The sequence below is a fragment of the Cellulomonas sp. McL0606 genome (assembly GCF_058248365.1).
The window spans coordinates 132,914-157,117 of sequence record NZ_CM177779.1; the positions used below are offsets into that span (position 1 = coordinate 132,914).

Sequence of the window (24,204 nt, forward strand, 5' to 3'; positions counted from 1 at the left end):
ACGCCGTCAGCCCGCCGCGAGGGTGTCGACCACGCAGGCGAGCTCGGCAGCGTCACGAGGGGCGTTCAGAGCAGGCGCCGGTCGTCCACCCGCACGACCCGTAGCCAGCGGTATCCGTACGCGCCGAGCTCGACCTCGGTCCGGCCCCGGGCGTCGATCGAGCAGGACCCGTCCTGCAGGAGGTCGACCAGGCTGACGGTGTCGTCGCAGTCGGCGAAGCGCAGCGGCACGACGACCGCCTCGTCGCCGAGGTTGTGCAGGGAGATCGTCGATCCGTCCCCCCACGTGCTGCGGTGCGCGAGGACGGACGCGTGCGGCTGCTCGAGGATCTCGGGCTGCGACGCCCAGCCCAGCTCGGGGCTCTCCCGGTAGCGCCGGATGAGCAGCTGCACGAAGTTGAGCAGCGAGTCCGGGTCGCGTCGCTGGTCCGCGACGTTGACGTGCTCGGGCGCGAACCCGCCGGTGGTCACGGGGCCCGGCAGCCGACCCGGGGTCGCTCGGGAGAAGCCGCCGTTGCGGCCCGCGGTCCACTGCATCGGGGTCCGCACGGCCATGCGTCCCTCGGCGGCCAGGTTCTCGCCCATGCCGATCTCCTCGCCGTAGAACAGCACGGGCGTCCCCGGCAGCGAGAAGAGCAGCGAGTAGACCATGCGGATCCGGCGCGGATCGCCCCCGAGCATCGGCGGCAGCCGGCGGCGCAGACCGCGCCCGTAGAGAACTGCATGTCCGGGTCGGGCCCGAAGGCGTCGAACACCTCCTGCCGCTCGGCGTCGGACAGCTTGTCCAGGGTCAGCTCGTCGTGGTTGCGCACGAACGTCGCCCACTGCGCGTCGTGCGGGATGGGCGGGCGTCGCGACAGTGCGTCCGCGATGGGCGCCGCGTCGCGTCGGGCGAGGGCCAGGTACAGGTTCTGCATGCCGATGAAGTCGAACTGCAACGTGAGCTCGTCGCTGTCCGCGGTCTCGCCGCCGAAGTACTCGCGCTGCTGCGCATACGGCAGGTTGACCTCGCCCATCAGGATCGCGTCGCCGACCCGCCGCGTGAGGAACGAGCGCAGCTCCTCGAGGAAGTCGTGCTTGTGGGCGACGTCGTCACCGGGCGTCTTGGCCGCGTCGGCGAGCATGAACGGCACGGCATCGACGCGGAAGCCGCTCAGGCCCAGCTCCGCCCAGTAGCCGATCACCTTCGCTATCGCGTCCCTGACCTGCGGGTTCGCCGAGTTGAGGTCGGGCTGCTGGTGGTAGAACGTGTGCCGGTACCACTCGCCGGTCGCGTCGTCCTTGGTCCAGATGCCGGTCTCCTTGTCCGGGAAGACGACCTTGTCCCTCGTGGACGGCGGCTTGTCCGAACGCCACACGTAGAAGTCGCGGTACGGGTTGTCCGTGCTCTTGCGCGCCTCCTGGAACCACGGGTGCTTCCAGGACGTGTGGTTCACGACGAGGTCCGCGATGACCCGGATGCCGCGGTCGCGCGCCGTCCGGACGACCTCGACCAGGTCGCTGACGTCGCCGAGCCGCGGGTCGACCCCGAGGAAGTCGGAGATGTCGTACCCGTCGTCGTAGTCCTGCGTCGGGTAGAAGGGCATGAGCCACAGGCAGGTCACGCCGAGGTCGGCCAGGTGGTCTATGCGCTGGACGAGGCCGGGCAGGTCGCCGGTGCCGTCGTCGTCCCAGTCCATGTACGTCTCGACGTCGAGGCAGTAGATGACGGCGTTCTTCCACCACAGGTCGCCGGTGTCGTGAATCCTCACGCGCTCGGTTCTACCGGAGGCGCCCGGGGAGCGCGCGCCAGGACGCCCGGCCAGCGAGATCGACCCGGCTCCGGGCGACACGGCTCATGCGCTCTGACCTGCAGCCCGACTCAGTGCCAGCGCTCTGACCTGCGCAAACGTCCGGGGCGCAGCAGGGGCCCGTGTGACCCAGCGCACGTCGCCCTGAGGGTTCTCCATCCGCGGAGAGCCTGTTACGTTCGATGTGTTGCGTCCGTACGGACCGGAGAATCTCCGTTCCTGAGACGCCCCACGACGGCAGAGACGTCGCAGCCCCGGGAGGTTCGGGGGTGCCGGACACGTCCCGCGCCCCGTCTTTTCCCCCCTCCCGGCCATGACCGGAACCAGGTCCCAGGGGGACTCATGGCTCAGACCATGCATCAACTGCTCACCACGACTCAGCAGACCGACAGGGTGACCGGGGCCCCGCCCCGCGCCGCAGACAACTCCGCGTCGGAGTCACCGACGCTCATGCTCCTCGTCATGCTCGCCACCGCGGGTGTGCTCCTCTACGCGATCTTCCTGCTCAACCCGGCCAACCGCGGCGACTGGCTCCCGTGGACGATGGTCATCGCCGCCGAGACGGTCCTTGTGGCCCAGGCGATCCTCTCGATGTGGACCGTCCTGTCGAGCGGCCACAACCCGCGCAACTTCGCGTTCCACAGTGCGCAGGAGAACCTGTACGACCTCGAGGCGGTCCGCGGCGCGGGCACCCGGGCGATGCCGCAGCGCTGGCCCATGCGCGTCGACGGGCGCTCGGCCACGGTCGACGTCTTCATCACCACGTACGGCGAAGACCTCGACACCATCCGCACGACCGCCACCGCCGCGCTCGCGCTGCACGGCGAGCACCTCACCTACATCCTCGACGACGGCAAGTCGGACGAGGTGCGCGACCTCGCGGCCGAGCTCGGCGTGCGCTACGTGCGGCGCATCGGCAACAACGGCGCCAAGGCCGGGAACATCAACTACGCGCTGTCGATCACCGGCGGCACGTTCTTCGTCATCTTCGACGCGGACTTCGTGCCGAAGCCGAACTTCCTGTACGAGACGGTGCCGTTCTTCGCCAACGAGGACGTCGCCTTCGTCCAGACGCCGCAGGCGTACGGCAACCTCAACAACCTCATCTCGCGCGGTGCCGGCTACATGCAGGCCGTGTTCTACCGGTTCATCCAGCCGGGCCGGAACCGCTTCAACGCCGCGTTCTCGGTGGGCACCAACGTGGTGTTCCGGCGGGCCGCGATCGAGGACATCGGCGGCATGTACGCCGACTCGAAGTCGGAGGACGTCTGGACGTCGCTCAAGCTCCACGAGAACGGCTGGCGCTCCGTGTACATCCCGACCGAGCTCGCGGTCGGGGACACCCCGGAGACGATCGAGGCGTACACCAAGCAGCAGCTGCGCTGGGCGACCGGCGGCTTCGAGATCATGCTCACGCACAACCCGCTGTCGCCCAAGCACCGGCTCACGCTCGACCAGCGCGTGCAGTACCTCGTGACGGCGACGCACTACCTCACCGGCATCGCTCCGCTGCTGCTCCTGCTCGTCCCGCCGATGTCGATCTTCCTCAACCTCTCGCCGATGGACATGCAGGTGTCCCCGGCGACCTGGGTGCTGTTCTACGCGGGCTTCTACCTCATGCAGGTCGCCGTCGCGTTCTACACGCTCGGCTCGTTCCGCCCGGAGACGCTCCTGCTCGCCACCGTGTCCTTCCCCATCTACTGCCGGGCCCTGGTGAACGCCGTGCTCAAGCGGGAGCAGAAGTGGCACGTGACCGGCAGCAAGGCGAAGGCCGCCTCACCGTTCAACTTCATGATCCCGCAGGTCCTGTTCTTCGCCTTCCTCACCCTCACGTCCGTGGCCGGTGCCTGGAAGGACTCGAGCAACGGGACGTTCAGCCTGGCCCTGGCCTGGAACACCACCAACGCCCTCATCCTCGGAGCGTTCGTCGTGGTCGCCGCCCGTGAGGCGCGTCGACTCAAGCGAGCCGGCTCCGGAGCCACCGCCACCACGGGAGGTCACGCATGACCTGGTCCAACCGCTTCCGCCTCGTCGCAGGGCTGCTCGCCGTCCTGGTCGTGGCCGCACTGCTCACGTTCCACCTCAACCAGCAGCGGGGGCTCGCCACGAGCCGTCCGGCTCGATCACGGCGGAGAACTACGACGTCGGCACCCCTTACGCCGGCTTGGTCACCGACCAGCTGGTGAAGGACGGTGACACCGTCACCGCAGGCCAGAAGCTCTTCGTCATCGACAGTGCCGCGCTCCGCAACGAGCTGTCGCTCGGCCTCGCGCCCACCTCGACGGCGGCATCCGTGGTCAGCGCCGACGGCACGCTCGCCGTGACCGCGACGTCGGCCGGCAAGGTGACCGAGATCGACGCCGAGACCGGCACCTTCGTGCAAGGGTCGGCGATCATGGCCAAGATCGACCGCGCCCAGACCCTCAAGGTCAAGGCCGACTTCACGCTGTCGCCGCGGGAGTACGCCCGCGTGGCGGACAACGCACCGGTGACGATCGTCCTGCCCAACCAGCAGGCGCTCTCCGGCACCGTCGACAGCATGGACGTCCAGACCAACGACGGCAGCGCCGAGGCCGTCGTCACCGTCGTGAGCAAGCAGCTCACGGACGGTGCCGAGAACGGTCTGGTCGCCTCCGGGACCCCGGTGACCGCTCAGCTCCATCTCCGGAACGACGGGGTGGTGAGCACGGTCGCGGACAAGGTCCAGGGCTTCTTCCGGGAGCACTTCTGATGACGGCCGCCTCGAGGAGGTTCCGCGCCGCCGTCACGTTGCTGGTCGTGGCCGTCGGGCTCGCCGGCTGTGGGCCCGACGCCACGCCCGACGGACCCGCGACCGCGGCCACCCCCGACGTCGACGCCGCAGCCCTCGTGAAGGCCGTCGACAAGGGTGACGTGGCGAAGCTCGACCCGGTGCGGCTCGCCGACGGCCTGGCCCCGCCGACCAACAAGTGGTTCAGCGGGATGGTCTTCGGCGCGCAGCCGCAGCCGGTCTTCCCGCTGCCGCTCTCGTTCGGTCTCACGACGGACGGGTTCCAGCTCGGCCTGCCACCGGTCACCACGACGGCGTCGTCGATCGTGGGGCCGTTCACGCCGGCCGTCACGGTCGCGGCGGGGGCGACCTCGGCCCGGGTCAGCGCGTACGACGCCGTCTCGGTGACGATCGAGCTGCTGGACGGTCACGACGTCCTCGGCTCGGTCGTGCTGGCGGAGGGTTCCCCCTTCGTCAGCTTCACCGCCGCGCGGGACGCCACGCTGCACGTCGACGTGCCCTTCACGGCCGACGGCGACGGCTCGGCCCGCGCGACGGTCGGCGACCGGGACTACGGCCTCGAGGCCCCCGACGGCGCGCTCGCGTCCGGCGCGGTGGACCTCAGCAAGGGCCAGACGGCGACCTGGTTCCCGCTGCCCGACCACGCAACGGACGGCACTCTGAAGGCGCTCACGGACGCCGCGGCCCACCCGCTGACCGGGACGACGGTCGCGTACGGCATCGACCAGGCCGTCGCGCGCACGACCATCACGTACGAGTCGGACGGCAGCACCGGTGCCTACACGACGATGCCCCACCAGCGTGCGGGCGACCAGCCGGACCGCACCTGCGGCCTCGGCTCCTACCCGAGCGTCTACGGCACCCTCCAGCTGTGCGCGGGAAAGGCACTGACCACGTGGGCGCCGACCGTCGAGCCGTCCGGTGCGCTCGACCTGAGCCACCTGGATGCCACCCGGCGCGACGCGATCGTCGCCCAGCTGGCCAAGGACGTCGCGGGGACCAAGCCGTTCCCCTCGGACACCTACTTCGGTGGCAAGGCCCTCTACCGGGCCGCGACCCTCGTCCAGCTCGGGCACCAGCTCGACGCGGACGACGTCGTGAAGCCGCTGAAGGCGAAGGTCGTCGCCGCCCTCACCGAGTGGACGCAGCCGAAGGGCTGCGCGACACGGGACACGCGATGCTTCGAGTACGACGAGTCCGCGCGCGGCGTCGTCGGACGCACCCCGTCGTTCGGGTCGGAGGAGTTCAACGACCACCACTTCCACTACGGGTACTTCCTCGGGGCCGCGGGCATCCTCGCCGCGACCGACAAGCGGCTGGCGACGACCTTCGCGCCCGTGATGAACCTGCTGGCGCAGGACGTCGCCGCGGCGAAGGGCAGCGACGAGTTCCCCGTCCTGCGTACCTTCGACCCGTACCAGGGTCACGGGTGGGCGTCCGGCACGTCCCCGTTCGCGGACGGCAACAACCAGGAGTCCAGCTCCGAGGCCGTCAACGCGTGGAACGGGCTCGCGCTCTGGGGCGAGGCGTCCGGCCAGGACGCGCTCACCACCCAGGGGACGTGGATGCTGTCCGCCGAGGCGGCGTCGGCCAAGGCCTACTGGACCAACCCCGACCTCGACGATCCGGTCTACCAGGGTTTCGACCACCAGGTCGTGTCGCTCAACTGGGGCGGCAAGCGCGACTGGTCCACCTGGTTCAGCGCCGAGCCGAGCGCGATGCTCGGCATCCAGCTGCTGCCGCTCTCCCCGGTCGGGACCTACCTGGCCGGAGACCCGGGGCGCATCAGGGCCAACGTCGCAGAGGCGGCCCCCGACGGGTACGACGTGACGTTCGGCGACTACCTGCTCATGTACTCGGGGCTCGCCGGTCCCGACGACGCCAAGCGGGCGTACCAGGAGGCAGCAACGCTGCCCGACGACCGCATCGACGACGGCAACTCGCGCAGCTACCTCATGGCGTGGCTGTCGGCGCTGGGCTGATCGTCCGGCAGGACCGGGCTAGAGACCGACCGACCAGGCGGCGATCGTCGCCTCCTCGGCATCGATCCCGAACGTCCGGACCTCGGTGGCGGCGTCGATCAGGTCGGTGAGCTGACCCTGGCCGGGGTCCTCGACCGTGAAACGGGCATACACGACGAGGATCGTGACGATCGTGTCCGACGGGTTGGGTCGCAGGGCCGGGTCGGCACGCTCGACCAGCTGGCGCCCGGTGCGCGTGCCTGCCAGGAGCGCGACGGCGGTGACGGGCGGCAGGTCGGCGCCGGCCGAGAGCGGGCGGTGGGCGGTCAGCGCCCGCACCTCGCCGGAGCGCAGGTCGCGGATCGTCGCCAGTCGGGCGTCCGCGGGCCGGCCGTGCGGGAACCGTTCGGCGTCCACCCCGTTGTCCTGCAGCACGGTCGCGGCCACCTCGGCGTCGATCGCGGAGTGGGTGAACAGCAGGCTGCGGGCGTGCCGGCCGAGGGTGGGTGCGAGTCGTGGGACGGCCTCGAGCTTGGCCAGCGATCCCGCGGCGACGAGCCGGCGCGCGCTGACCGCGCGCAGGTAGGCGCTCGCATCGGCGGCTGCGTCGGGGCGGTCGGACCAGGCCGCCTGCAGACGCGCGACGTCGTCGAGGAAGGTCTCGGGGTGGCACCCGTGGGTCGCGACGAGGCGCGCGGCGCGCTGGTCGATCTGCAGGCTGAGCCCGCGGTACCCGGTCCGTTCGTCGGGAAGGAGCTCGACCGGCAGCAGGCCGACGCGGTACCGGGCGATCTCGGCGTCGGCACGGCCGCGGCGCAGGTCGCAGCCGTCGAAGACCGCGTCGAAGTACGGCAGCAGGGCCTCGTCGGCACCCTCGAGCGACACCGAGAGCCCGAGCCGGGCGCGAAACCTGCCGGCGAGCGTCGGCGCGAGCGCGCTGGAGCCGAACCGGTGCACCTCGTCGGCGATCAGCAGGCCGTGCGTGCCCTCGGGAAGGAGTTCGTCCGTGGCGGCCGACGCGAGCGAGACGAGCACGTCGCAGTCGTCGAAGGTGTCGCCGGACCCGTCGCCGGACGGCTCGCTCCGCCGACCGAGGGAGAGCCCGGGCAGCTGGAGCTCGAGCGTGCGCAGCCACTGCTCCTGCAGGTCGACGCTCGGCACGAGCACGAGCACCTTCTCACCACGCGACACGCCGTCCCACGCCGCCAGCACCCCGACGCCGGTGCGGCCGGTCGCCGCGACGGACTGGACGATGCCGTGTCGCTTGTGCGCGAGCCAGCCGTCGAGGACGTCCCCCTGCCACGGGCGCAGGCGCGGTCCGACATATCGGGGGGTGCTGCCCGGCGGCAGCGGCTTCCGGCGGACCACGGGTACGTCGGAGGCCAGGACGGGCTCGGCGGTGACCGGCACCGGCGCCGCGGACACGGGCTGCCCCCAGAACGCGGCGACCGGCGAGATGCGGGCGGCGAGCAGGCTCTCGTCCAGCACCTGCAGGGTGCGCGCGACGGACTCCTTGCGCCGCGGCAGGACCGCGGGCGGGGACTTCTTGGGGGTCGGTGGCCCGGACAGGGGTGGCGCCTGCCCGATGGGCAGCGCTCGCCAGCGCGTGGGCCGGCCGCCGTCCCTGCGGATGCGGGGGTCTGCGTCGAGGAGCCGTTCGACGTCGGAAGAGAGCAGCAGCCGCTGGCCCAGGCGGGCCAGACCGCGCGTCAGCTCGCGGGTGGTCTGCGGTGCGCGCGCACAGAGTGCCGCGTACAGCGCGTCACTCTGTGTCGTCACAAGGGCCCTCGTCCGTCGGAATCCGGGGACGCCGTGGTATGCGTCTACAGATGCTTCGGCACGTCAGAGCCGCGAGTTCAGTCCGATCGGTGTCTGCTCTGTCACGAAAGTGGGTGGCAGCACCCGCGGAAACATCACGAACCGACGATCTCGTCCGCGTTGTCCACGATCCACTGCATGAGCGGCATGAGTCGATTCACGAGGTCCGCGCCGAGCGGCGTGAGGGAGTAGTCGACGCGTGGCGGCACCGAGGCGGTGACCTCGCGGAGCACCAGACCGTCGGCCTCGAGGGTGCGCAGCGTCTGCGCCAGCATCTTCTCGCTGATGCCGTCGGCCGCACGACGCAGCTCGCCCCAGCGCATCGTGCCGTCGGACAGGAAGACGAGCAGGACGACGCCCCACCGGCTCGTCACGTGGTCCAGCACCGTGCGGGTGGAGCACGCGCCCGTGAACGCGCCCTCGTCTCGCATACGGTCAAGCACGCTGACCTGCTCACTAACTGTCACGTGCGTACCCTACGCCAAAGTGGGTACCCCCCTGTGGGAACGTGGTCGACGCCCGCGCGGTTGACGCTGACGAACCGCATGTCGCCCTCGGGAGGAACTACCATGTCCGTCGTCATCACCGGCGCCACCGGCAAGCTCGGCCGCCTCGTCGTCGAGAGCCTGCTCGCCTCGGGCGTCCCGGCCGCCGACATCACCGCCACCGGCCGTCGCATCGACCGTCTGGCCGATCTCGGGGTGGCCGTCGCCCTCGCCGACTTCGACGAGCCGACGACGCTCGAGTCCGCGTTCGCCGGTGCCGACACCGTCCTGCTGGTGTCCGCCAGCGAGGCCGGCAACCGGGCGGCGCAGCACACGCGGGCGATCGAGGCCGCCCAGGCCGCCGGGGTCCGCCGCGTGGTGTACACCAGCGCGCCCAAGGTGTCCGGCGACGCGTGGACCCTGTCGCCCGACCACAAGGCCACCGAGGACGTCCTGCGGGCGTCCGGCCTGGCGTGGACCATCCTGCGCAACAACTGGTACCACGAGAACTACGGCCCGACGCTGGCGCAGGTCGCCCAGACCGGGGTCCTGCTGACCAGCGCCGGCGAGGGTCGCGTGGCCTCCGCTGCGCGCGCCGACTACGCCGCCGCCGCGGCCGCGGTGCTCACCACCGACGGGCACGACGGTCGTACCTACGAGCTGACCGGCGACGTCGCGTGGACGTCCGACGAGTTCGCTGCCGCCGCCGCCGAGGTGCTCGGCCGGGCGGTCGTGGTGCAGAACGTCACCACCGAGGAACAGAAGGCGATCCTCACCGGAGCAGGTCTGGACGCGGGCACCATCTGGTTCGTCACCAGCATCGACGCCGACGTGCGGGCGGGTATCCTCGGCGACGCGACCAGCGACCTGCGCGACCTGAGCGGCCGCCCGACCACACCGCTGCTCGACGGCCTGCGCGCTCTCACACCCGCCGCGGCCTGAGACCACACCCCGGCGGCGCCGCAGGAATCGGGTTGGGCGGGTCGCGCGCGCCGGGGGAGGATGACCGCCATGAGTGCGACGGTGCAGGCGAAGGGCGTGGGTGCCGGGTTCGGGGATCGCGAGCTGTTCCACGGGGTCGATCTCGTCGTGGCACCCGGAGACGTCCTCGGTCTCGTCGGGCCCAACGGCGCCGGCAAGTCCACGCTGCTGCAGATCCTGGGCGGTCGGCGCGCCCCGAACCAGGGCTCCGTCGCTGTCTCCCCGCCGCACGCGCACCTCGGGTACCTGGCGCAGGAGATCGAGCGGCTGCCGGGGGAGTCCGTCCGCGCGCACCTGGAGCGCCGGACCGGGGTCGGGCCGGCCCAGGCCGCGATGGACGCCGCGGCGGACGCCCTCGGCGCCGGGACGGACGGTGCCGACGACCTCTACTCCGACGCGTTGGAGGCCTGGCTGGCGCTCGGCGGCGCCGACCTCGACGCCCGCCTGGGCACGGTGGCCGACGACCTCGGCCTGACGGTCGACCTCGACCAGACGATGGCGTCGCTGTCGGGCGGCCAGGCTGCCCGGGTGGGCCTCGCCGCGCTGCTGCTCTCGCGCTACGACCTCTACCTGCTCGACGAGCCGACCAACGACCTCGACGCCGAGGGGCTCGACCTGCTGGAGGAGTTCGTCGACCGGTCCGAGGCGCCGATCGTCGTCGTGAGCCACGATCGTGAGTTCCTCAGCAGGACGGTCACGGCCGTCGTCGAGATCGACCGCAGCCTGCAGAAGGTCAGCGTCTACGGCGGGTCCTACGACGCCTACCTGGAGGAGCGCTCGGTCGCTCGGCGGCAGGCGCGCGAGGCGTACGAGGGCTACGCGGCCCGCCGTGACGCGCTCAACCAGCGGGCGCGGATGCAGCGCGCGTGGATGGAGAAGGGCGTCCGCAACGCGCGCCGCAAGGCCACCGACAACGACAAGCACGTCAAGCACTTCCGGGGCGAGACGTCCGAGAAGCAGGCCGCCAAGGCCCGGCAGACCGACAAGATGATCGCGCGCCTCGAGGTCGTCGAGGAGCCGCGCAAGGAGTGGCAGCTGCAGATGACGATCGCGTCGGCCGGCCGGTCGGGCGCGGTGGTCGCGTCGCTGCGCCAGGCGACCGTGACGCGCGGCGACTTCACGCTCGGGCCTGTCACGCTGCAGCTCGACTGGCTGGACCGTGTGGCGGTGACCGGGCCGAACGGGTCGGGCAAGTCCACGCTGCTCGCGCTGCTGCTCGGACGGCTCGAACCCACGGGCGGCGCGGTCGACCGCGGATCGGGCGTCCTGGTCGGCGAGGTCGACCAGGCGCGGGCCCTGTTCGAGGGCCCCGAGTCGCTGGTCACGGCGTTCGCGCGCGAGGTCCCGTCCTGGACCACGGCCGACGTCCGCACCCTGCTGGCCAAGTTCGGCCTGGGCACCCACCACGTCGACCGACCGGCCGCCTCCCAGTCGCCCGGCGAGCGGACGCGCGCCGCGCTGGCCCTGCTCCAGGCGCGCGGCGTCAACCTGCTGGTCCTCGACGAGCCGACCAACCACCTGGATCTGCCGGCGATCGAGCAGCTGGAGGCCGCGCTCGACGCGTTCGAGGGCACGATCCTGCTGGTGACGCACGACCGGCGCATGCTGGAGACCGTCCGCCTCACGCGCCGCTGGCACGTCGAGGACGGCCAGGTCACCGAGGTCACCGCCGACTGACTGTGTGGGGAGTCGGTCGTAGCGTGGCGGCCATGAGCGGCGGCGACGACTTCGACTTCCTGCACGGCCGATGGGTCGTGCACCACCGGCGCGTGCGGGACGTCACCGACCCCGAGGACACCTTCTGGGTCACCTTCGACGGGCGGAGCGAGTGCTTCCCCGTCCTGGCCGGCGGGAACGTCGAGCGGCTGTTCGTCACGGAGTCGCCACTCGGGCCCTTCGAGGGCCTGACCCTTCGGCTCTACGAGCCCGACGAGGGCGTCTGGCGCATCTGGTGAAGCGGACCGGGCGCCGGGTGTGCTCGACGATCCCGTGGTGGGAGGTTTTGTCTGCGGGCGCGGCGTCTTCCAGGCCGTCGAGCGGTTCGGCGACGCCGACGTGCTGGTCCGCTTCGAGTGGTCCACCGAGGATCCCCGCGCGCCGCGCTGGCAGCAGTCGTTCTCCTGGGACGACGGCTCGACCTGGGTGCTCAACTGGGAGATGGCCTTCGAGGCAGCCGACTGACGGCTGAGCGAGCCGGCCCAGGTCGGTTGGCCTTGGGCGGCAGCTGACGCGCTAGATGACCACCGCGAACGTCGCCGTGAGCAGGTCCTCGGTGCGCGAGGACCGACCGACCAGGAGCTCGAAGTCGCCCGGCTCGACCACGCGTCGGCCGACGGCGTCGACGATCGTGAGGTCGGCGACGGGGATCTCGATCGTCACCACCCGGGACTCGCCGGGCGCGACGTCCACCTGCGCGAACCCCTTGAGCTCCTTGTCCGCCCAGCTGGCCGAGGTGAACGCGTCGCTGACGTAGGCCTGGACGGTCTCCGTCGCGGGTCGGTCGCCGGTGTTGGTGACGGTGACGTGCGCGGTGAGCACCTCGTCGGCGCGGAGCTGGTCGCGAACGAGCTCGAGCGAGCCGTACGAGACGGTCGTGTAGGACAGGCCCTGCCCGAAGACGTACGCGGGCTCCTGCGTCAGGTCGGCGTAGCGGTCGCCGTGCTGGCCGCGCAGCTGGTTGTAGTAGGTGGGCTGCTGGCCGACGTGCCGCGCGAAGGAGATGGGCAGGCGACCGGCCGGCTCGATGAGGCCGAGCAGCACCTCGGCGATCGCGCGCCCGCCCTGCATGCCGGGGTTGGCCACCCAGAGGACCGCGGCCGCGTCCAGGGCGGACTGCGGCAGCACGAGCGGCTTGGACGCCATGAGCACGACGACCATCGGGGTGCCGGTCTCGGCGAGCGCGTCGAGCAGGGCGACCTGGCCGCCGATCAGCTCGAGCGTGGCGGTCGAGCGGCCCTCGCCCACGAGCTTCGATCCGGTCGCCGACGACCGCGACCACGTAGTCGGCGTCGCGGGCCACGGAGACGGCCTCGGCGATCGTCGCGGCGTCCGGCTCGCACGGGACGACGAACGCGGGGCGGGGCTGACCGTCGGGGAAGAACTCGCCCGCGGGGTCGATGCCGAGCGTCAGGATGTCGGCGCCGCGCGCGTGCGTGACCGTCCAGTCCTCGGGTGCGTGGTCGCGCAGGCCGTCGAGCACGGTCGCGATCATGGTCCGCGGGTGGCCGTTCGGCAGCCAGTCGGCCTGGCCGGAGCTTGCCGGCCCAGTCGCCGAGCTGTGTCTGCGCGTCGTCGGCGAGAGGCCCGACGACAGCGACGGTCCGTGAGGCGCCTGCGACGGGCATCCCGGACGGGGTCCCGCCAGCCAGCGGCAGGGTGCCGTCGTTGCGCAGGAGGACCAGCGACCGGCGGGCGAGCTGCAGGTTGACCTGCTCATGCGCGTCGGTGCCGACGACGGAGGCGATGCGGGCCACGTCGGGACGGCGGGGGTCCTCGAACAGGCCGAGCTTCGAACTTCAGCGTGAGGATGCGCGTCACGGCGGCGTCGAGGTCCTGCTCGGTCAGGAGCCCCTGCTCGATCGCGTGCAGGGCGCCGTCGAAGAACCCGGGGGTCGTCATGACCATGTCGTTGCCGGCCTTGATCGCGGCCGCGGCGGCGTGCGCGTAGTCGGGCATGACCTTCTGCTCCCAGACCATGCGCCCGACGTTGTCCCAGTCGGTGATGAGGGTGCCCGTGTAGCCCCACTCGCCGCGCAGGACGTCCGAGAGCAGCCAGTCGTTGATGGTGATCGGCACGCCGTCGGTCGTCTGGTAGCCGAGCATGAAGGTCCGGCAGCCCTCGCGGGCGACACGCTCGAAGGGCGGCAGGAACCACGAGCGCAGCTTGCGGCGGGAGATGTCCGCCTCGGACGCGTCGCGGCCACCCTGCGTCTCGGAGTACCCCGCGAAGTGCTTGGCGGTCGCGAGGATCGCCGTGGGGTCGGACAGGCCGTCGCCCTGGTAGCCGCGGACCATCGCGGACGCGAGCTCGCCGATGAGCAGCGGGTCCTCACCGAACGTCTCGTCCACGCGGCCCCAGCGCAGGTCTCGTGCGATGCAGAGCACCGGGGAGAACGTCCAGTGGATGCCCGTCGCGGCGACCTCGACCGCCGTGACGCGCGCGGCCTGCTCGACCAGGTCGGCGTTCCACGAGGACGCCATGCCGAGCTGCGTCGGGAAGATCGTCGCGCCCTCCCAGAACGAGTGGCCGTGGATGCAGTCCTCGGCCACCAGGAGGGGGATCCGCAGACGCGTCCGCTCCGTCGCGTCGTGGGCCTCGAGGACCCGCTGCGGCGACGCGTGCAGGATCGACCCGACGTGCTGGTCCGCGATCAGGTGCTCGACCCCGGGGCGGGCGTCGAGCTGCAGCATCTGCCCGACCTTCTCCTCCCGCGTCATCCGCGAGAGCAGGTCCGCGACGCGCGCGGCCACACCGAGGGTGGGGTCCAGGTAGGGGTTGGCGATCACGGCGGTGTCCATGGACTCTTCCTCGGCTCCGGCGACAGCGCCGGCAGGATCGATGCGGGGTGGTCGTATCGATTCGACCAATGGCGCAACCTAAACACTTACCGACCTGTAAGTGCAAGCATGCGGAGGGTGACGTCGGCGGGCGCGTGCTGAAGACTGGCCTTCTCACGCGCCGCCGGTCGTTCGGCGCGAGAGCTGCCGAGGTCACCGCCGACTGAAGGGTTCGCCCCGTGCGCAAGATCGTCTTCTCGCTGTCCGTGTCGCTCGACGGGTTCTTCGAGGGCCCCGACCACGACATCTCCTGGAGCCGCGTGGACGACGAGCTCCATCAGTTCCTCAACGACACGTTCCGGCCCATGAGCGCGTACCTGAACGGGCGCGTGACGCACGAGCCATGGCCGAGTTCTGGCCGACCGCAGACGAGGACCATGACGGGCCGACGGGTGAGTACGCCGGGATCTGGCGCGACAAGCAGAAGTACGTCTGGTCGCGGGACGGTGAGGTCTCGACCGACTGGAACGTGACCGTGAGGCGCTCGGTGTCGCGCGAGGAGGTGCTGGCGCTCAAGGACCAGCCCGGCGCCGACATGCTGGTCGGTGGCCCCGACCTCGCGGCGGAGTTCTTCCGGCTCGGACTCGTCGACGAGGTGTGGATGCTGGTGCATCCCGTCGCGATCGGTACCGGCCGGTCGGCGTTCGAGGTCCCGGTCGACCTGCGCCTGGTCGGGACGCGCGAGTTCGGCAACGGCGTCGTCGAGCTGCGGTACGAGGTGGTGGCATGACGACGCGGTTCGGCGTCGTCGGCAGCGGCTGGCGCTCGGAGTTCTTCGTCCGCGTCGCCCGGCTGCTGCCGGACCGGTTCGAGTGCGTGGGCGTGGTGACGCGGTCGGCCGAGAGCGGCGCCTTCGTCGAGAAGGCATGGGGCGTGCCGACGGTCCGCACGATCGAGGAGCTGGTCACCGGCGCGGTCGCGGGTGCCGGCGTGTCGCCCGACCGCCCCGAGTTCGTCGTCGTGTCGGTCCCGTGGCCCGTCACGCCGGTGGCCGTCCGCGACGTCGTGGCCCTGGGGGTGCCCGTGCTGGCCGAGACCCCGCCCGCGCCGGACGCCGACGACCTGCACGAGCTGTGGGCCGACGTCGGCAGCACCGGCCTGGTGCAGGTGGCCGAGCACAGCCCGTTCCTGCCGATGCACGCCGCCCGGTTGGCCGCGCTCGACCTGATCGGCACGCCGACCAGCGTGGAGATCTCCTCCACGCACCTCTACCACGCCGTCGCGCTCGTGCGCCGGTTCCTCGACGTCGGCCGCGGCCCGGTCACCGTGCGGGCGTCGTCGTTCGTCGCGCCGCTGCTCGACCCGCTGACCCGCGACGGCTGGACCGGTGCCACCGAGCCCGCGCCGGCCGCGACCACCCTGGCGACCCTCGACCTGGGCGACGGCCGCAGCGCGCTGTACGACTTCACCGACAACCAGTGGCACAACCCGCTGCGCACCAACCGGCTGGTGATCCGCGGCTCGCACGGCGAGCTGGTCGACCAGACGTTCACGCGCTGGGCCGGCGACCGCACGGTGCTGAGCTCGACCATCGAGCGCCGCGTCGCCGGCATCGAGCAGAACCTGGACGGCTTCGACCTCGAGCACCTCAGCCTCGACGGGCGCGTGCTCTACCGGAACGTGTACAACGGCGCGCGCCTGTCCGACGAGGACCTGGCCGTCGCCGGCCTGCTCGACGCCACGGGCGCCTGGCTGCGCGGGGAGCAGGGCCCGCCGTACCCGCTGGCCGACGGGTGCCACGACCACCTGCTCGGCCTGGCCATCGAGGAGGCGGCTCGTTCCGGGGAGCCGGTGCACGTCGGCACGCAGCCCTGGACCTGATCGCCTGAGGTGCGCGCGGCCTGTCGAGCGATCGGGTCCGAACGTCGGCAGGTGATGCCGAGATCGAACAGAGACCAACTCAGTCCGTGGTCGACTGGTCGTGCCGGCAGCTCGAACCACACAGCTTTCGACCCGCTCTGTCGGCTCGTGCCCCACCGGGTGGCCAGCCGGTCGACGAACATCACACCGCGTCCGCCGAGCGCTGTCGGGGGCGGGTCGAGCACGATGGGCATCCGCTGCTGGGCGCCGTCGACGACCTCGACGCGGGTGCGCTCCTCGTCCACGTGCACCCGCAGCGTCACGGGCGGCCGGGCATGGGCGACGGCGTTGGTCACCAGCTCGCTGACCAGCAGGATCGCCGTGTCCAGGGAGCCGTTGCGCACGCCGGCCTCGGTCAGCCGGTCGCGTGCCCAGTGCCTCGCGGGCGCGATCGCCGAGAGCGCGGGCGCGACTGCCGTCTCTGCGAACATCGGCAGTCTCCCCCGTCTCCGGCGTCGACGGGCTCCCGTCGGTCCGCACCACGGTTGTTCACATCTGTTGATTCGGCAACTCGAACTCGGCTCTCGAGCCGTTTTCGGGTGATCCGGGCTGAGACGATTGCCCGGTGACCCAGCCTTCCCGCAGCCAGATCCGCCGCTGGCGGCAGTACCTTGCCGACGAACGGGCCGAGGCCGCCGTCTACCGAGACATCGCCTCGCGCCGTTCCGGCGAGGAGCGCGAGATCCTGCTGGCGCTCGCCGAGGCGGAGGGTCGCCACGAGCAGCACTGGATCGAGCTTCCTGGGCGACGAGGTGGGTCACCCCCGCCGTGGGGACTTCCGCACGCGCGTGCTCGGCTTCCTCGCCCGCCGGTTCGGGTCGGTGTTCGTGCTGGCCCTGGCGCAGCGCGCCGAGGCGCGTTCGGTCTACAACGCCGACGACGACGCCACCCCGGCGATGGCCGCCGACGAGGCCATCCACGAGGAGGTCGTCCGCGGCCTGGCCACACGCGGCCGCAACAAGATGTCGGGCACGTTCCGCGCGGCCGTGTTCGGCGCCAACGACGGCCTGGTCAGCAACCTCGCCCTGATCCTGGGCATCGGCGCGTCCGGTGCCTCGCAGCAGGCCGTGCTGCTGGCCGGCCTTGCCGGGCTGCTCGCCGGTGCGCTCTCGATGGGGGCGGGGGAGTACGTCTCGGTGCGCTCGCAGCGCGAGCTGCTGGAGGCGTCGCGGCCCGGCGAGGCGGCCGTGGAGGCGCTGCCGTACCTCGATGTCGACGCGAACGAGCCGGCGCTCGTCTACCGCGCACGCGGGATGTCCGCACAGGACGCGAAGACCCGTGCCGATGACGTGCTGGGCTCCTCGCGACCGACCCTCGTGGTGCCCGAGGAGGTGGTCGACGAGCACGAGTCGGTCGGGTCCGCCATGGGCGCGGCGCTGGCGAGCTTTGCTTCTTCGCGTCCGGGGCCGCCATCCCCGTGCTGCCCTACCTGCTGGGCGCCGACGGCTGGGACGCCGTGGCGTGGTCCGCCGGGCTGGTCGGTCTGGCGCTGCTGGGCACGGGTGCCGCGGTCGGCGTCCTGTCCGGCGCGTCACCCGGCAAGCGCGCCCTGAGGCAGCTGGGCATCGGCTTCGGCGCGGCGGCGGCGACCTATGTGCTGGGTCTGGCCTTCGGCCACGTCGTCTGACCCGGTGTGCGACCGCCCGGTCGACGTACGGTCTGGCAACCCTGAGTCGGAGCAGGCCGTCGTTACGCCCCCGGAGGAGCAGCACCGCACGACCACCGTCGTCGACGTCCTGCCGTAGCGGATGTTCGCGGTCCGCGTCGCGCGCACGACCTACTTGAGCCCGAGCGTGCTGCGCGTGACGTTCACCGGCGGCGACGTGGACGAGTTCGCGGACAACGGCTTCGACCAGCGGATCAAGTTCTTCCTGCCTCGTGCGGGCGTCTCGTACGACGAGCTGCTCGAGGTCGGTCGGTGCGAGGACTGGTTCGGTGCGTACCGCGCGCTGCCCGATGCTCGTCGGCACCCGATGCGCACCTACACGGCGCGCGGTGTCCGACCCGGCGTGCGCCGAGCTCGACGTGGACGTGGTCCTGCACGGTGACCTCGGCCCGGCCTCCCGGTGGGCGTCGCTCGCGACGCCCGGCGACGAGCTCGTCGTCCTCGGTCCGAACGCCCTGTGGGACGCCCCGCACGGAGGCGTCGACTTCGTCCCGCCCGCGCACGTCGACCGGCTGCTGCTGGCCGGCGACGAGACCGCCCTGCCCGCGATCGCGGGCATCCTCGAGCGCCTGCCGTCGTCCTCGGTCGGCGAGGTGCTGGTGGAGATGCCGCTGTCGGCCGACGTGCTGCGCCTGGATGCTCCTGCGGGGATGTCGGTCCGCTTTCTCGGCCGTGACGGTGCCGCCCACGGCTCGTTGCTCGTGCCGGCCGTGCGGGAGGCGTGCGCGCGACTGGTGCCGTGCGCGGACGCGCACGAGGACCCGGAGGACGGCGATGACCTGATCTGGGAGGTCCCGGTCGACGCGGCCGGCCTGCCGCTCTCGTCGTCCGTCGGTCTCTACGCGTGGCTGGCCGGCGAGTCGGGGGTCATCACGACCCTGCGCCGGCATCTCGTCCGCGACTGCGGCGTGGACCGCAAGGCCGTCGCGTTCATGGGCTACTGGCGCGCGGGCCGCCGCGAGGACGAGTAGCGGACGGCGGTCCGGACCGATCCCCTCCTCCCCACCGCCGAACTCGTGACCAACCGACGAGATCGTGGGCTGCAGCCGACTAATTCGTCGTCGAGTCACGAGCTCGAGCCGGGAGGGAGGGCGGGGGCGAGGGGCAGGTCGCGGCGGGCCGTAGCATCGGCGGGTGCCTCCCAGATCGCCGTTGCCGGCCCGGCACGGGCTGAGCGCCGCGTGGCTGCGAACCCCGGATCGGGACCGGTCGCGGGCGGACGGGTGGGCGACGATGGGGGACTGGCTGCGGAGTCGCCTGCCCGAGTTCGTCGACGTGGCCGAGATGCTGGAGCGGAGGGCGTTCGTCGACGAGGACGGTCGCCCGGTGCACGCGCAGGACCCGTTCGCCCCGCACCGGTTCGTGTGGTTCCACCGGGAGCTGCGCGACGAGCCGGAGGTGACCGCACCGATCCACGTCGTCCATCGCGACGAGCGCCTGGTGGTCGTCGACAAGCCGGCGTTCCTGTCCTCGATCCCGCGCGGCCGGCACGTGATGCAGAGCGTCGTCGTGCGGCTGCGCGCCGAGCTGGACCTCCCGGAGCTTCTCCCCGCTGCACCGCCTGGACCGGGTGACGTCGGGTCTGCTGATGCTGGCCACCGAGCCCCGGTGGCGCGGGCCGTACCAGACCCTGTTCGAGCACCGCGCGGTGGACAAGACGTACTGGGCGCTGGCACCGCTTCGCGACGAGATCACGTTCCCGGTGGTGGTCCGCAACCACCTGCGCAAGGAGCGCGGCTCGTGGCAGGCCGAGGTGGTGCCGGACGCGCCGGTCAACGCCGAGACGCGGATCGAGGCGAGTCGACGGTAGGTGACAAGGGTGTCTACCGGCTGACGCCCCGAACCGGCCGGACCCATCAGCTGCGGGTGCACCTGTACGGGCTCGGTATCCCGATCGTCGACGACCCGCTGTACCCCGTGGTGCGCGAGGTCGACCTCGACGACTTCAGCCGCCCGCTGCAGCTGCTGGCGGGCGGAGCTCGCGTTCACGGACCCGGTGGACGGCAGCGACCGGCGGTTCCGCAGCCTCCGGCGCATCCCCTTGGCGGCCGAACCGGGCTGAGACCGCCCCTGGTGCGTGGCCGACCCCGAGCGCCATCATGGGACGGGGTGAGGAGGGTCGCGATGGCGCGCGAGTTCGACCCGGGCTACAGCGGACCGTACCGGCCGCTGGTCGAGCAGCTATCCCGACGAGTCGGTCTATCCGCTCGACTCCTTCCGGGTCGAGTGGGGCCCGATCTTCCACCGGGGCCGCCTGGACGGCTCGGCGCGCGTCCTGGTCATCGGTCAGGACCCGGCGACGCACGAGGCCATCACGCGGCGGATCCTGGTGGGCGAGGCCGGTCAGCGGACGCAGGGTCTGCTGGCGCGGCTCGGCATCACGCGCAGCTACGTCCTGATCAACACCTTCCTGTACTCCGTGTACGGCCAGGGTGGCGGCACGCGGCACATCGCCGACCAGGGGATCGCGGACTACCGCCACCGGTGGATCGACGCGGTGGTGCAGGACCAGCACATCGAGGCGATCATCAGCCTCGGCCAGCTGGCCGACCAGGCGTACACGGCCTGGAAGAAGACGCCCTCCGGAACCGCGAGCACGGCCGCGTACATGACCGTCCGCCACCCGACCTATCCGGAGTCGGCCAGCCGGACGGGCTCGATCACCAAGGCCGAGGCGTTCCAGAAGCTCTGCGACTCGTGGAACCTGGCACTGGACGCCCTCCACGGGGTCGTCACCCCCGACGCCCCTGTGGCGCTGCGGCACTACGGCTCGACCATCACCCCCGCCGATCTCGCGCCGATCCCGGACGTGGACCTGCCCGCCGGGCTGCCGGCGTGGATGGGGGACCTGGACGCGTGGGCCGCCCGCACGGGCGTGGACGCGCAGCACAAGCGGGCGACGATCACCGTGACCGTGCCGACCCGGTTCCGCACCTGGCCCGTGCTCCAGGAGCCCTAGGGAGCGTCCGTGGCGCAGCTCGTGATCGCCGGCCAGGTCGCGCCGATGGTGGGCGACGTCCCCGACGAACCTCGGCCGGGGCGGGTGTGGATCCGCGACGACTCCATCGTCGACGTCACGTTCGACGACCGTCCGGTCGACGGGTTCGCCGACGCGACGATGGTCGACGTCGGCAGCCGTTCGTGCTGCCGGGCTTCATCGACCTGCACAACCACCTCGCCTACAACGCGCTGCCGCTGTGGTCGGAGCCGCACCGGACCGAGCCGTGGTCGCACAACAAGGCCTGGCCGCTGGCCGACACGTACACGGAGTCCGTCACCGAACCCGCGTGGACGTACGCCAAGGCCTGCCCCGAGGCGATCCTCGGGTACGTCCAGGTGCGCGAGATGGCGGGCGGGGCGACGTCGGCGCAGGGGTGGCCGTCGTCCAACCGCGGCTACCAGACCGTGATGCGCAACGTGGACGACGAGCGCGCCGGGCGTGCGGGCAAGGTCGGCGACGACCTGATCCGCACCTCGGTGGTGACCAAGACCGGTGACAGCCTGGCCGTCGCCGTGCGCCAGATGGCGAACGGCGCGGGGTTCATCTACCACTGCGCCGAGGGCATGAAGGACTCGCGGGTCCGCCGCGACTACACGGACCTGCAGCGCACCGACGGGCTCCTGCCGACGTTCATCGGGATCCACTGCTGCGCCCTGGAGGCCGACGACTGGCTCGAGTGGGCCCCGCCGAACGCGGGCGGGGTCGTGTGGTCGCCGCTGTCCAACCTCGTCCTGTACCGGGACACGACGCTCGTCGACGATGCCAGGTCCCGCGGCGTGCGCGTCTGCCTGGGCTCCGACTGGGGTCCGTCGGGGACGCGGAACCTGCTGGGGGAGATGAAGGTGGCGCGCGTCGCGGCCCAGCACTTCGGCTACTCCCTGCGCGACCGCGACATCGTCCAGATGGTCACCTCGAACCCCGGGGACCTCCTGGCCCGGTGCTGGGGACGCCCGGTCGGTCGGTTGGTGCCCGGGGGCTTCGCCGACGTCACGGTCCTGCGAGGGCACGGCCCCGGGGACGCGTGGCACCAGGTCCTCGCGGCCACCGAGCAGCACGTCGAGCTCGTCGTCGCCAAGGGCGTGCCGCGTTACGGCGACGAGGGCAGGATGCACGCCGCCGGTGCGACGGGCACCTTCCCGATGACCGTCCGCGGGCGTCGCAAGCTCGCCGCGCTGCCCGACCCGGCCGACACCTCACGGGCCTGGTCGTGGGAGGAGATCATGGACGTCCTCCGTACGGTGCAGAGCGACCCGTCGGCCGCGATCGCGAACGCGTCGGCACGAGCCCTGGCGGGTTCGCGGTTCGCCGACGACGCCGACCTCGAGCTGTTCCTGGACATGCCCGACACGCGGCGGACCGGCCGGGCCGGACCGCCCAAGGACCCCGGGTCGGTGCGCATCCCGCCCGTGCCGGCGATCGACCACGACCGCGACTACTTCGACGCGCTCGACGCCAGCCCGATCCAGGCAGGGATCCTGGCTCCGCTGCGGCGGGAGTTCGGCTTGTGAGCGGCCCGGACGGCACGACACAGCTGGCTCAGCGCGGCCGCCCGCTGCTGCCGGTGTCCGGACCGGCCGACGACCGACCGGTCGAGCTCGACGGTCCCGCAGCGCCACGACCTGATCGACCTGTGGTGCCAGCTGATGGCCGAGATCTACGTGCACCACGACCAGAAGAGGTCGCTCTACGGGTACGACCCGGAGCGTGCCCTGCAGGCGCTGCGCCGGCAGATCCCGTACCTGGGCTCGGCCGAGTTCCTGCGCGAGCTCACGCTCGTGATCAACCGGTTGCGGGACCAGCACACCCAGCTCTACGTGCACGGTCGCGACCCGCTGCGAGCGCCGTTCGTCGCCGCGCTGCCGTTCCTGGTCGAGGTCTTCGGCGAGTACCAGACCCCGACCTACGTGGTCACCAAGGTCAGCGACGCCGCCGGCGACGACGGCCTCGTCCCCGGGGTCCGCGTCACCACCTGGAACGCGGTGCCGTTCTCGCGGGCGGTCGACCTGTACGCCGACACCCTCACCGGCGGCCGCCTGGACGCCCGACGTGCGCGTGCCCTGGAGACGATGACCCAACGGCCGCTGGCGTTCTTGCCGCAGCCCGACGAGCTGTGGGTCGACGTCGGCTTTCGCACGGGCGAGGGACCGGACCGGACGGTCCGCTTCGAGTGGCGTGCGATCGAGCCCTCGACCGCGCTGACGGCGAAGGACACGGTCGAGCTGCGCACGCGACGCGCCGTCGACGCCACCAGCGAGGCCGCGCGACGGGCCCGCAAGCTTTCTGTTCCAGCCCGCGCTCTGGCAGCAGGAGGCCGACCGGCCCGAGCGCGTCGCGAAGGCGGCGGACTGGATGCCGACCGCGTTCCCGGACGCGATCTCAGCCCGCACGGTGTCCACGAGCCACGGGACGGTCGGGTACCTGCGCCTGTGGACGTTCGACGTGGACCACGGCGACCAGTTCCTCGACGAGGTCGACCGCGTGCTGCGCGCCATGCCTCGCACGGGCTTGATCATCGACCTGCGCTCCAACCCGGGCGGCGTCATCGAGGTCGCGGAGAGGCTCCTGCAGCTGTTCACCAACCAGGTGGTGCAGCCGGTCCGCTTCGCGCTGCGGGCGACCCCGGCCCTCACCGCGCTGGCCGATGCCGACGGCAACGGCGCCGACCTGGCCGACTGGGCGGCGTCGGTGCGGATCGCGATGAGCCTCGGCGAGGAGTACTCGCAGCACCTGACCATCTCGGACCCCGACCGTTGCAACGGTCGTCCGGTGGCCTACGAGGGGCCGGTCGTCGCGGTGGTGAACCCCACCACCTTCTCCAGCGGCGACATCTTCGCCGCCGGGATCGCGGACCACGGCATCGGGCAGATCGTCTCGATCGGCGAGGGCACGGGGGGCGGCGGAGCCAACGTGTGGACCAGCGACGACATCGAGTACGCCTACCACGTCGCCGCGCTGCCACTCCCCGCTCGACCGCCGGGGATCGCGTACTCGCTCTCCGTGCGGCGCGCCGCCCGGTCCGGCACCGCCGCCGGCATCGCCATCGAGGACGTCGGTGTACCGGGCGACGAGCGTTACACGATGACGGAGCGTGACGTCCTGGGCGGCAACGAGGACCTCACGGAGTTCTGCGCAGGGCTCCTGACCGCGACCTGATCCGCTCGGCTGCTCCGCCAGGGGGTGCCCGACGTCCATGGATGCTGGCGTCGCGGATGTGATCGATCACAATCGCAGCACCCCCTGCCATCTCTACCGCGCGGCCGTTGTGAACGATTCGATGCGCGCGGCAACTGTCTGCGGGCGCCGGATCCGTGCGCCG

18 protein-coding genes and 4 pseudogenes are annotated in these 24,204 nt (G+C 71.8%); 17 read left to right on the plus strand and 5 right to left on the minus strand.

Annotated features, from left to right (window positions below; genetic code table 11):
- Window positions 1–65 precede the first annotated feature (65 nt).
- Window positions 66–1,750 (minus strand): annotated as a pseudogene (locus AC38ZX_RS00755) (alpha-amylase family protein).
- A gap of 381 nt (window positions 1,751–2,131) precedes the next feature.
- On the opposite strand from AC38ZX_RS00755, the gene AC38ZX_RS00760 reads away from it, so the two are divergent.
- The 4 genes from AC38ZX_RS00760 to AC38ZX_RS00775 are packed head-to-tail and all read left to right on the plus strand — an operon-like array spanning window position 2,132 to window position 6,541.
- Window positions 2,132–3,796 (plus strand): glycosyltransferase family 2 protein, encoded by a 1,665-nt coding sequence (locus tag AC38ZX_RS00760; RefSeq protein WP_491295973.1) that lies wholly within the window; start codon window positions 2,132–2,134, stop codon window positions 3,794–3,796.
- Window positions 3,793–3,975, plus strand: a complete 183-nt coding sequence (locus AC38ZX_RS00765) for a hypothetical protein (protein ID WP_491295974.1) — start codon at window positions 3,793–3,795, stop codon at window positions 3,973–3,975. Before AC38ZX_RS00760 ends, AC38ZX_RS00765 begins: the two co-directional genes overlap by 4 nt.
- Entirely contained in the window at window positions 3,972–4,520 is a 549-nt protein-coding gene (locus AC38ZX_RS00770; RefSeq protein WP_491295976.1) for an efflux RND transporter periplasmic adaptor subunit, read from the plus strand. The genes AC38ZX_RS00765 and AC38ZX_RS00770 overlap by 4 nt, the downstream gene beginning before the upstream one ends.
- Window positions 4,520–6,541, plus strand: coding sequence for a glycosyl hydrolase (locus AC38ZX_RS00775; RefSeq protein WP_491295977.1), 2,022 nt, complete (start codon window positions 4,520–4,522; stop codon window positions 6,539–6,541). The genes AC38ZX_RS00770 and AC38ZX_RS00775 overlap by 1 nt, the downstream gene beginning before the upstream one ends.
- An 18-nt stretch (window positions 6,542–6,559) precedes the next feature.
- Here AC38ZX_RS00775 and AC38ZX_RS00780 read toward each other — a convergent pair whose 3' ends face one another.
- Together AC38ZX_RS00780 and AC38ZX_RS00785 are read right to left on the minus strand one after the other, a co-directional pair.
- A complete protein-coding gene (locus tag AC38ZX_RS00780) occupies window positions 6,560–8,299 on the minus strand; it encodes a DEAD/DEAH box helicase (protein ID WP_491295978.1) in 1,740 nt (579 codons plus the stop codon).
- A gap of 134 nt (window positions 8,300–8,433) precedes the next feature.
- Complete coding sequence (locus tag AC38ZX_RS00785) at window positions 8,434–8,769, minus strand: winged helix-turn-helix transcriptional regulator (RefSeq protein WP_426593995.1); 336 nt, start codon at window positions 8,767–8,769, stop codon at window positions 8,434–8,436.
- Window positions 8,770–8,907: 138 nt separating this feature from the next.
- Between AC38ZX_RS00785 and AC38ZX_RS00790 the strand changes: the two genes are divergently transcribed.
- The 4 genes from AC38ZX_RS00790 (at window position 8,908) to AC38ZX_RS00805 (ending at window position 11,985) form a co-directional block, all read left to right on the plus strand.
- Window positions 8,908–9,765 (plus strand): SDR family oxidoreductase, encoded by an 858-nt coding sequence (locus AC38ZX_RS00790; protein ID WP_426593996.1) that lies wholly within the window; start codon window positions 8,908–8,910, stop codon window positions 9,763–9,765.
- Between the two features lie 69 nt (window positions 9,766–9,834).
- On the plus strand, window positions 9,835–11,481 hold the full coding sequence (locus AC38ZX_RS00795) for an ABC-F family ATP-binding cassette domain-containing protein (protein ID WP_491295980.1): 1,647 nt from the start codon (window positions 9,835–9,837) through the stop codon (window positions 11,479–11,481).
- 32 nt (window positions 11,482–11,513) lie between these two features.
- Window positions 11,514–11,759 carry a hypothetical protein gene (locus AC38ZX_RS00800; RefSeq protein ID WP_491295981.1) on the plus strand — a complete coding sequence of 82 codons (246 nt, stop codon included), beginning with the start codon at window positions 11,514–11,516 and terminating at the stop codon, window positions 11,757–11,759.
- Window positions 11,760–11,778: 19 nt separating this feature from the next.
- On the plus strand, window positions 11,779–11,985 hold the full coding sequence (locus AC38ZX_RS00805; RefSeq protein WP_491295982.1) for a hypothetical protein: 207 nt from the start codon (window positions 11,779–11,781) through the stop codon (window positions 11,983–11,985).
- A 51-nt stretch (window positions 11,986–12,036) separates the two neighbouring features.
- Here the strand turns inward: AC38ZX_RS00805 and AC38ZX_RS00810 are convergent.
- Window positions 12,037–14,322 (minus strand): annotated as a pseudogene (locus tag AC38ZX_RS00810) (exo-beta-d-1,3/1,6-glucosidase).
- A 382-nt stretch (window positions 14,323–14,704) separates the two neighbouring features.
- On the opposite strand from AC38ZX_RS00810, the gene AC38ZX_RS00815 reads away from it, so the two are divergent.
- Both AC38ZX_RS00815 and AC38ZX_RS00820 read left to right on the plus strand, forming a co-directional pair.
- Window positions 14,705–15,091 carry a dihydrofolate reductase family protein gene (locus AC38ZX_RS00815; RefSeq protein ID WP_491295983.1) on the plus strand — a complete coding sequence of 129 codons (387 nt, stop codon included), beginning with the start codon at window positions 14,705–14,707 and terminating at the stop codon, window positions 15,089–15,091.
- Window positions 15,088–16,182, plus strand: coding sequence for a Gfo/Idh/MocA family protein (locus tag AC38ZX_RS00820; protein ID WP_426594001.1), 1,095 nt, complete (start codon window positions 15,088–15,090; stop codon window positions 16,180–16,182). Before AC38ZX_RS00815 ends, AC38ZX_RS00820 begins: the two co-directional genes overlap by 4 nt.
- Window positions 16,183–16,373: 191 nt before the next feature.
- Here AC38ZX_RS00820 and AC38ZX_RS00825 read toward each other — a convergent pair.
- Window positions 16,374–16,652: pseudogene (locus AC38ZX_RS00825) on the minus strand (ATP-binding protein); the annotation flags it as partial.
- 134 nt (window positions 16,653–16,786) lie between these two features.
- Between AC38ZX_RS00825 and AC38ZX_RS00830 the strand changes: the two are divergent.
- The 7 genes and pseudogenes from AC38ZX_RS00830 to AC38ZX_RS00860 all read left to right on the plus strand — a co-directional run bounded on the left by AC38ZX_RS00830 (window position 16,787) and on the right by AC38ZX_RS00860 (window position 24,041).
- Window positions 16,787–17,848 (plus strand): annotated as a pseudogene (locus AC38ZX_RS00830) (VIT1/CCC1 transporter family protein).
- A gap of 121 nt (window positions 17,849–17,969) precedes the next feature.
- Entirely contained in the window at window positions 17,970–18,269 is a 300-nt protein-coding gene (locus AC38ZX_RS00835; RefSeq protein WP_491295984.1) for a siderophore-interacting protein, read from the plus strand.
- Window positions 18,217–18,858, plus strand: a complete 642-nt coding sequence (locus tag AC38ZX_RS00840) for a siderophore-interacting protein (protein ID WP_491295985.1) — start codon at window positions 18,217–18,219, stop codon at window positions 18,856–18,858. The genes AC38ZX_RS00835 and AC38ZX_RS00840 overlap by 53 nt, the downstream gene beginning before the upstream one ends.
- Window positions 18,859–19,457: 599 nt before the next feature.
- On the plus strand, window positions 19,458–19,697 hold the full coding sequence (locus AC38ZX_RS00845; protein ID WP_491295986.1) for a hypothetical protein: 240 nt from the start codon (window positions 19,458–19,460) through the stop codon (window positions 19,695–19,697).
- A 444-nt stretch (window positions 19,698–20,141) separates the two neighbouring features.
- Entirely contained in the window at window positions 20,142–20,846 is a 705-nt protein-coding gene (locus tag AC38ZX_RS00850; RefSeq protein ID WP_491297267.1) for a uracil-DNA glycosylase family protein, read from the plus strand.
- A gap of 182 nt (window positions 20,847–21,028) precedes the next feature.
- On the plus strand, window positions 21,029–22,396 hold the full coding sequence (locus AC38ZX_RS00855) for an amidohydrolase family protein (RefSeq protein ID WP_491295987.1): 1,368 nt from the start codon (window positions 21,029–21,031) through the stop codon (window positions 22,394–22,396).
- Between the two features lie 841 nt (window positions 22,397–23,237).
- A complete protein-coding gene (locus AC38ZX_RS00860; RefSeq protein ID WP_491295988.1) occupies window positions 23,238–24,041 on the plus strand; it encodes a S41 family peptidase in 804 nt (267 codons plus the stop codon).
- The last annotated feature ends 163 nt before the right edge of the window (window positions 24,042–24,204 follow it).

Bases quoted from the DNA above. Each gene is read 5' to 3' on its own strand.
- AC38ZX_RS00835 (WP_491295984.1), top strand. From the start codon at position 17,970: ATGTTCGCGGTCCGCGTCGCGCGCACGACCTACTTGAGCCCGAGCGTG.
- AC38ZX_RS00775 (WP_491295977.1), top strand. From the start codon at position 4,520: ATGACGGCCGCCTCGAGGAGGTTCCGCGCCGCCGTCACGTTGCTGGTC.
- AC38ZX_RS00860 (WP_491295988.1), top strand. From the start codon at position 23,238: ATGCCGACCGCGTTCCCGGACGCGATCTCAGCCCGCACGGTGTCCACG.
- AC38ZX_RS00815 (WP_491295983.1), top strand. From the start codon at position 14,705: ATGGCCGAGTTCTGGCCGACCGCAGACGAGGACCATGACGGGCCGACG.
- AC38ZX_RS00765 (WP_491295974.1), top strand. From the start codon at position 3,793: ATGACCTGGTCCAACCGCTTCCGCCTCGTCGCAGGGCTGCTCGCCGTC.
- AC38ZX_RS00820 (WP_426594001.1), top strand. From the start codon at position 15,088: ATGACGACGCGGTTCGGCGTCGTCGGCAGCGGCTGGCGCTCGGAGTTC.
- AC38ZX_RS00795 (WP_491295980.1), top strand. From the start codon at position 9,835: ATGAGTGCGACGGTGCAGGCGAAGGGCGTGGGTGCCGGGTTCGGGGAT.
- AC38ZX_RS00760 (WP_491295973.1), top strand. From the start codon at position 2,132: ATGGCTCAGACCATGCATCAACTGCTCACCACGACTCAGCAGACCGAC.
- AC38ZX_RS00790 (WP_426593996.1), top strand. From the start codon at position 8,908: ATGTCCGTCGTCATCACCGGCGCCACCGGCAAGCTCGGCCGCCTCGTC.
- AC38ZX_RS00800 (WP_491295981.1), top strand. From the start codon at position 11,514: ATGAGCGGCGGCGACGACTTCGACTTCCTGCACGGCCGATGGGTCGTG.
- AC38ZX_RS00785 (WP_426593995.1), bottom strand. From the start codon at position 8,769: ATGCGAGACGAGGGCGCGTTCACGGGCGCGTGCTCCACCCGCACGGTG.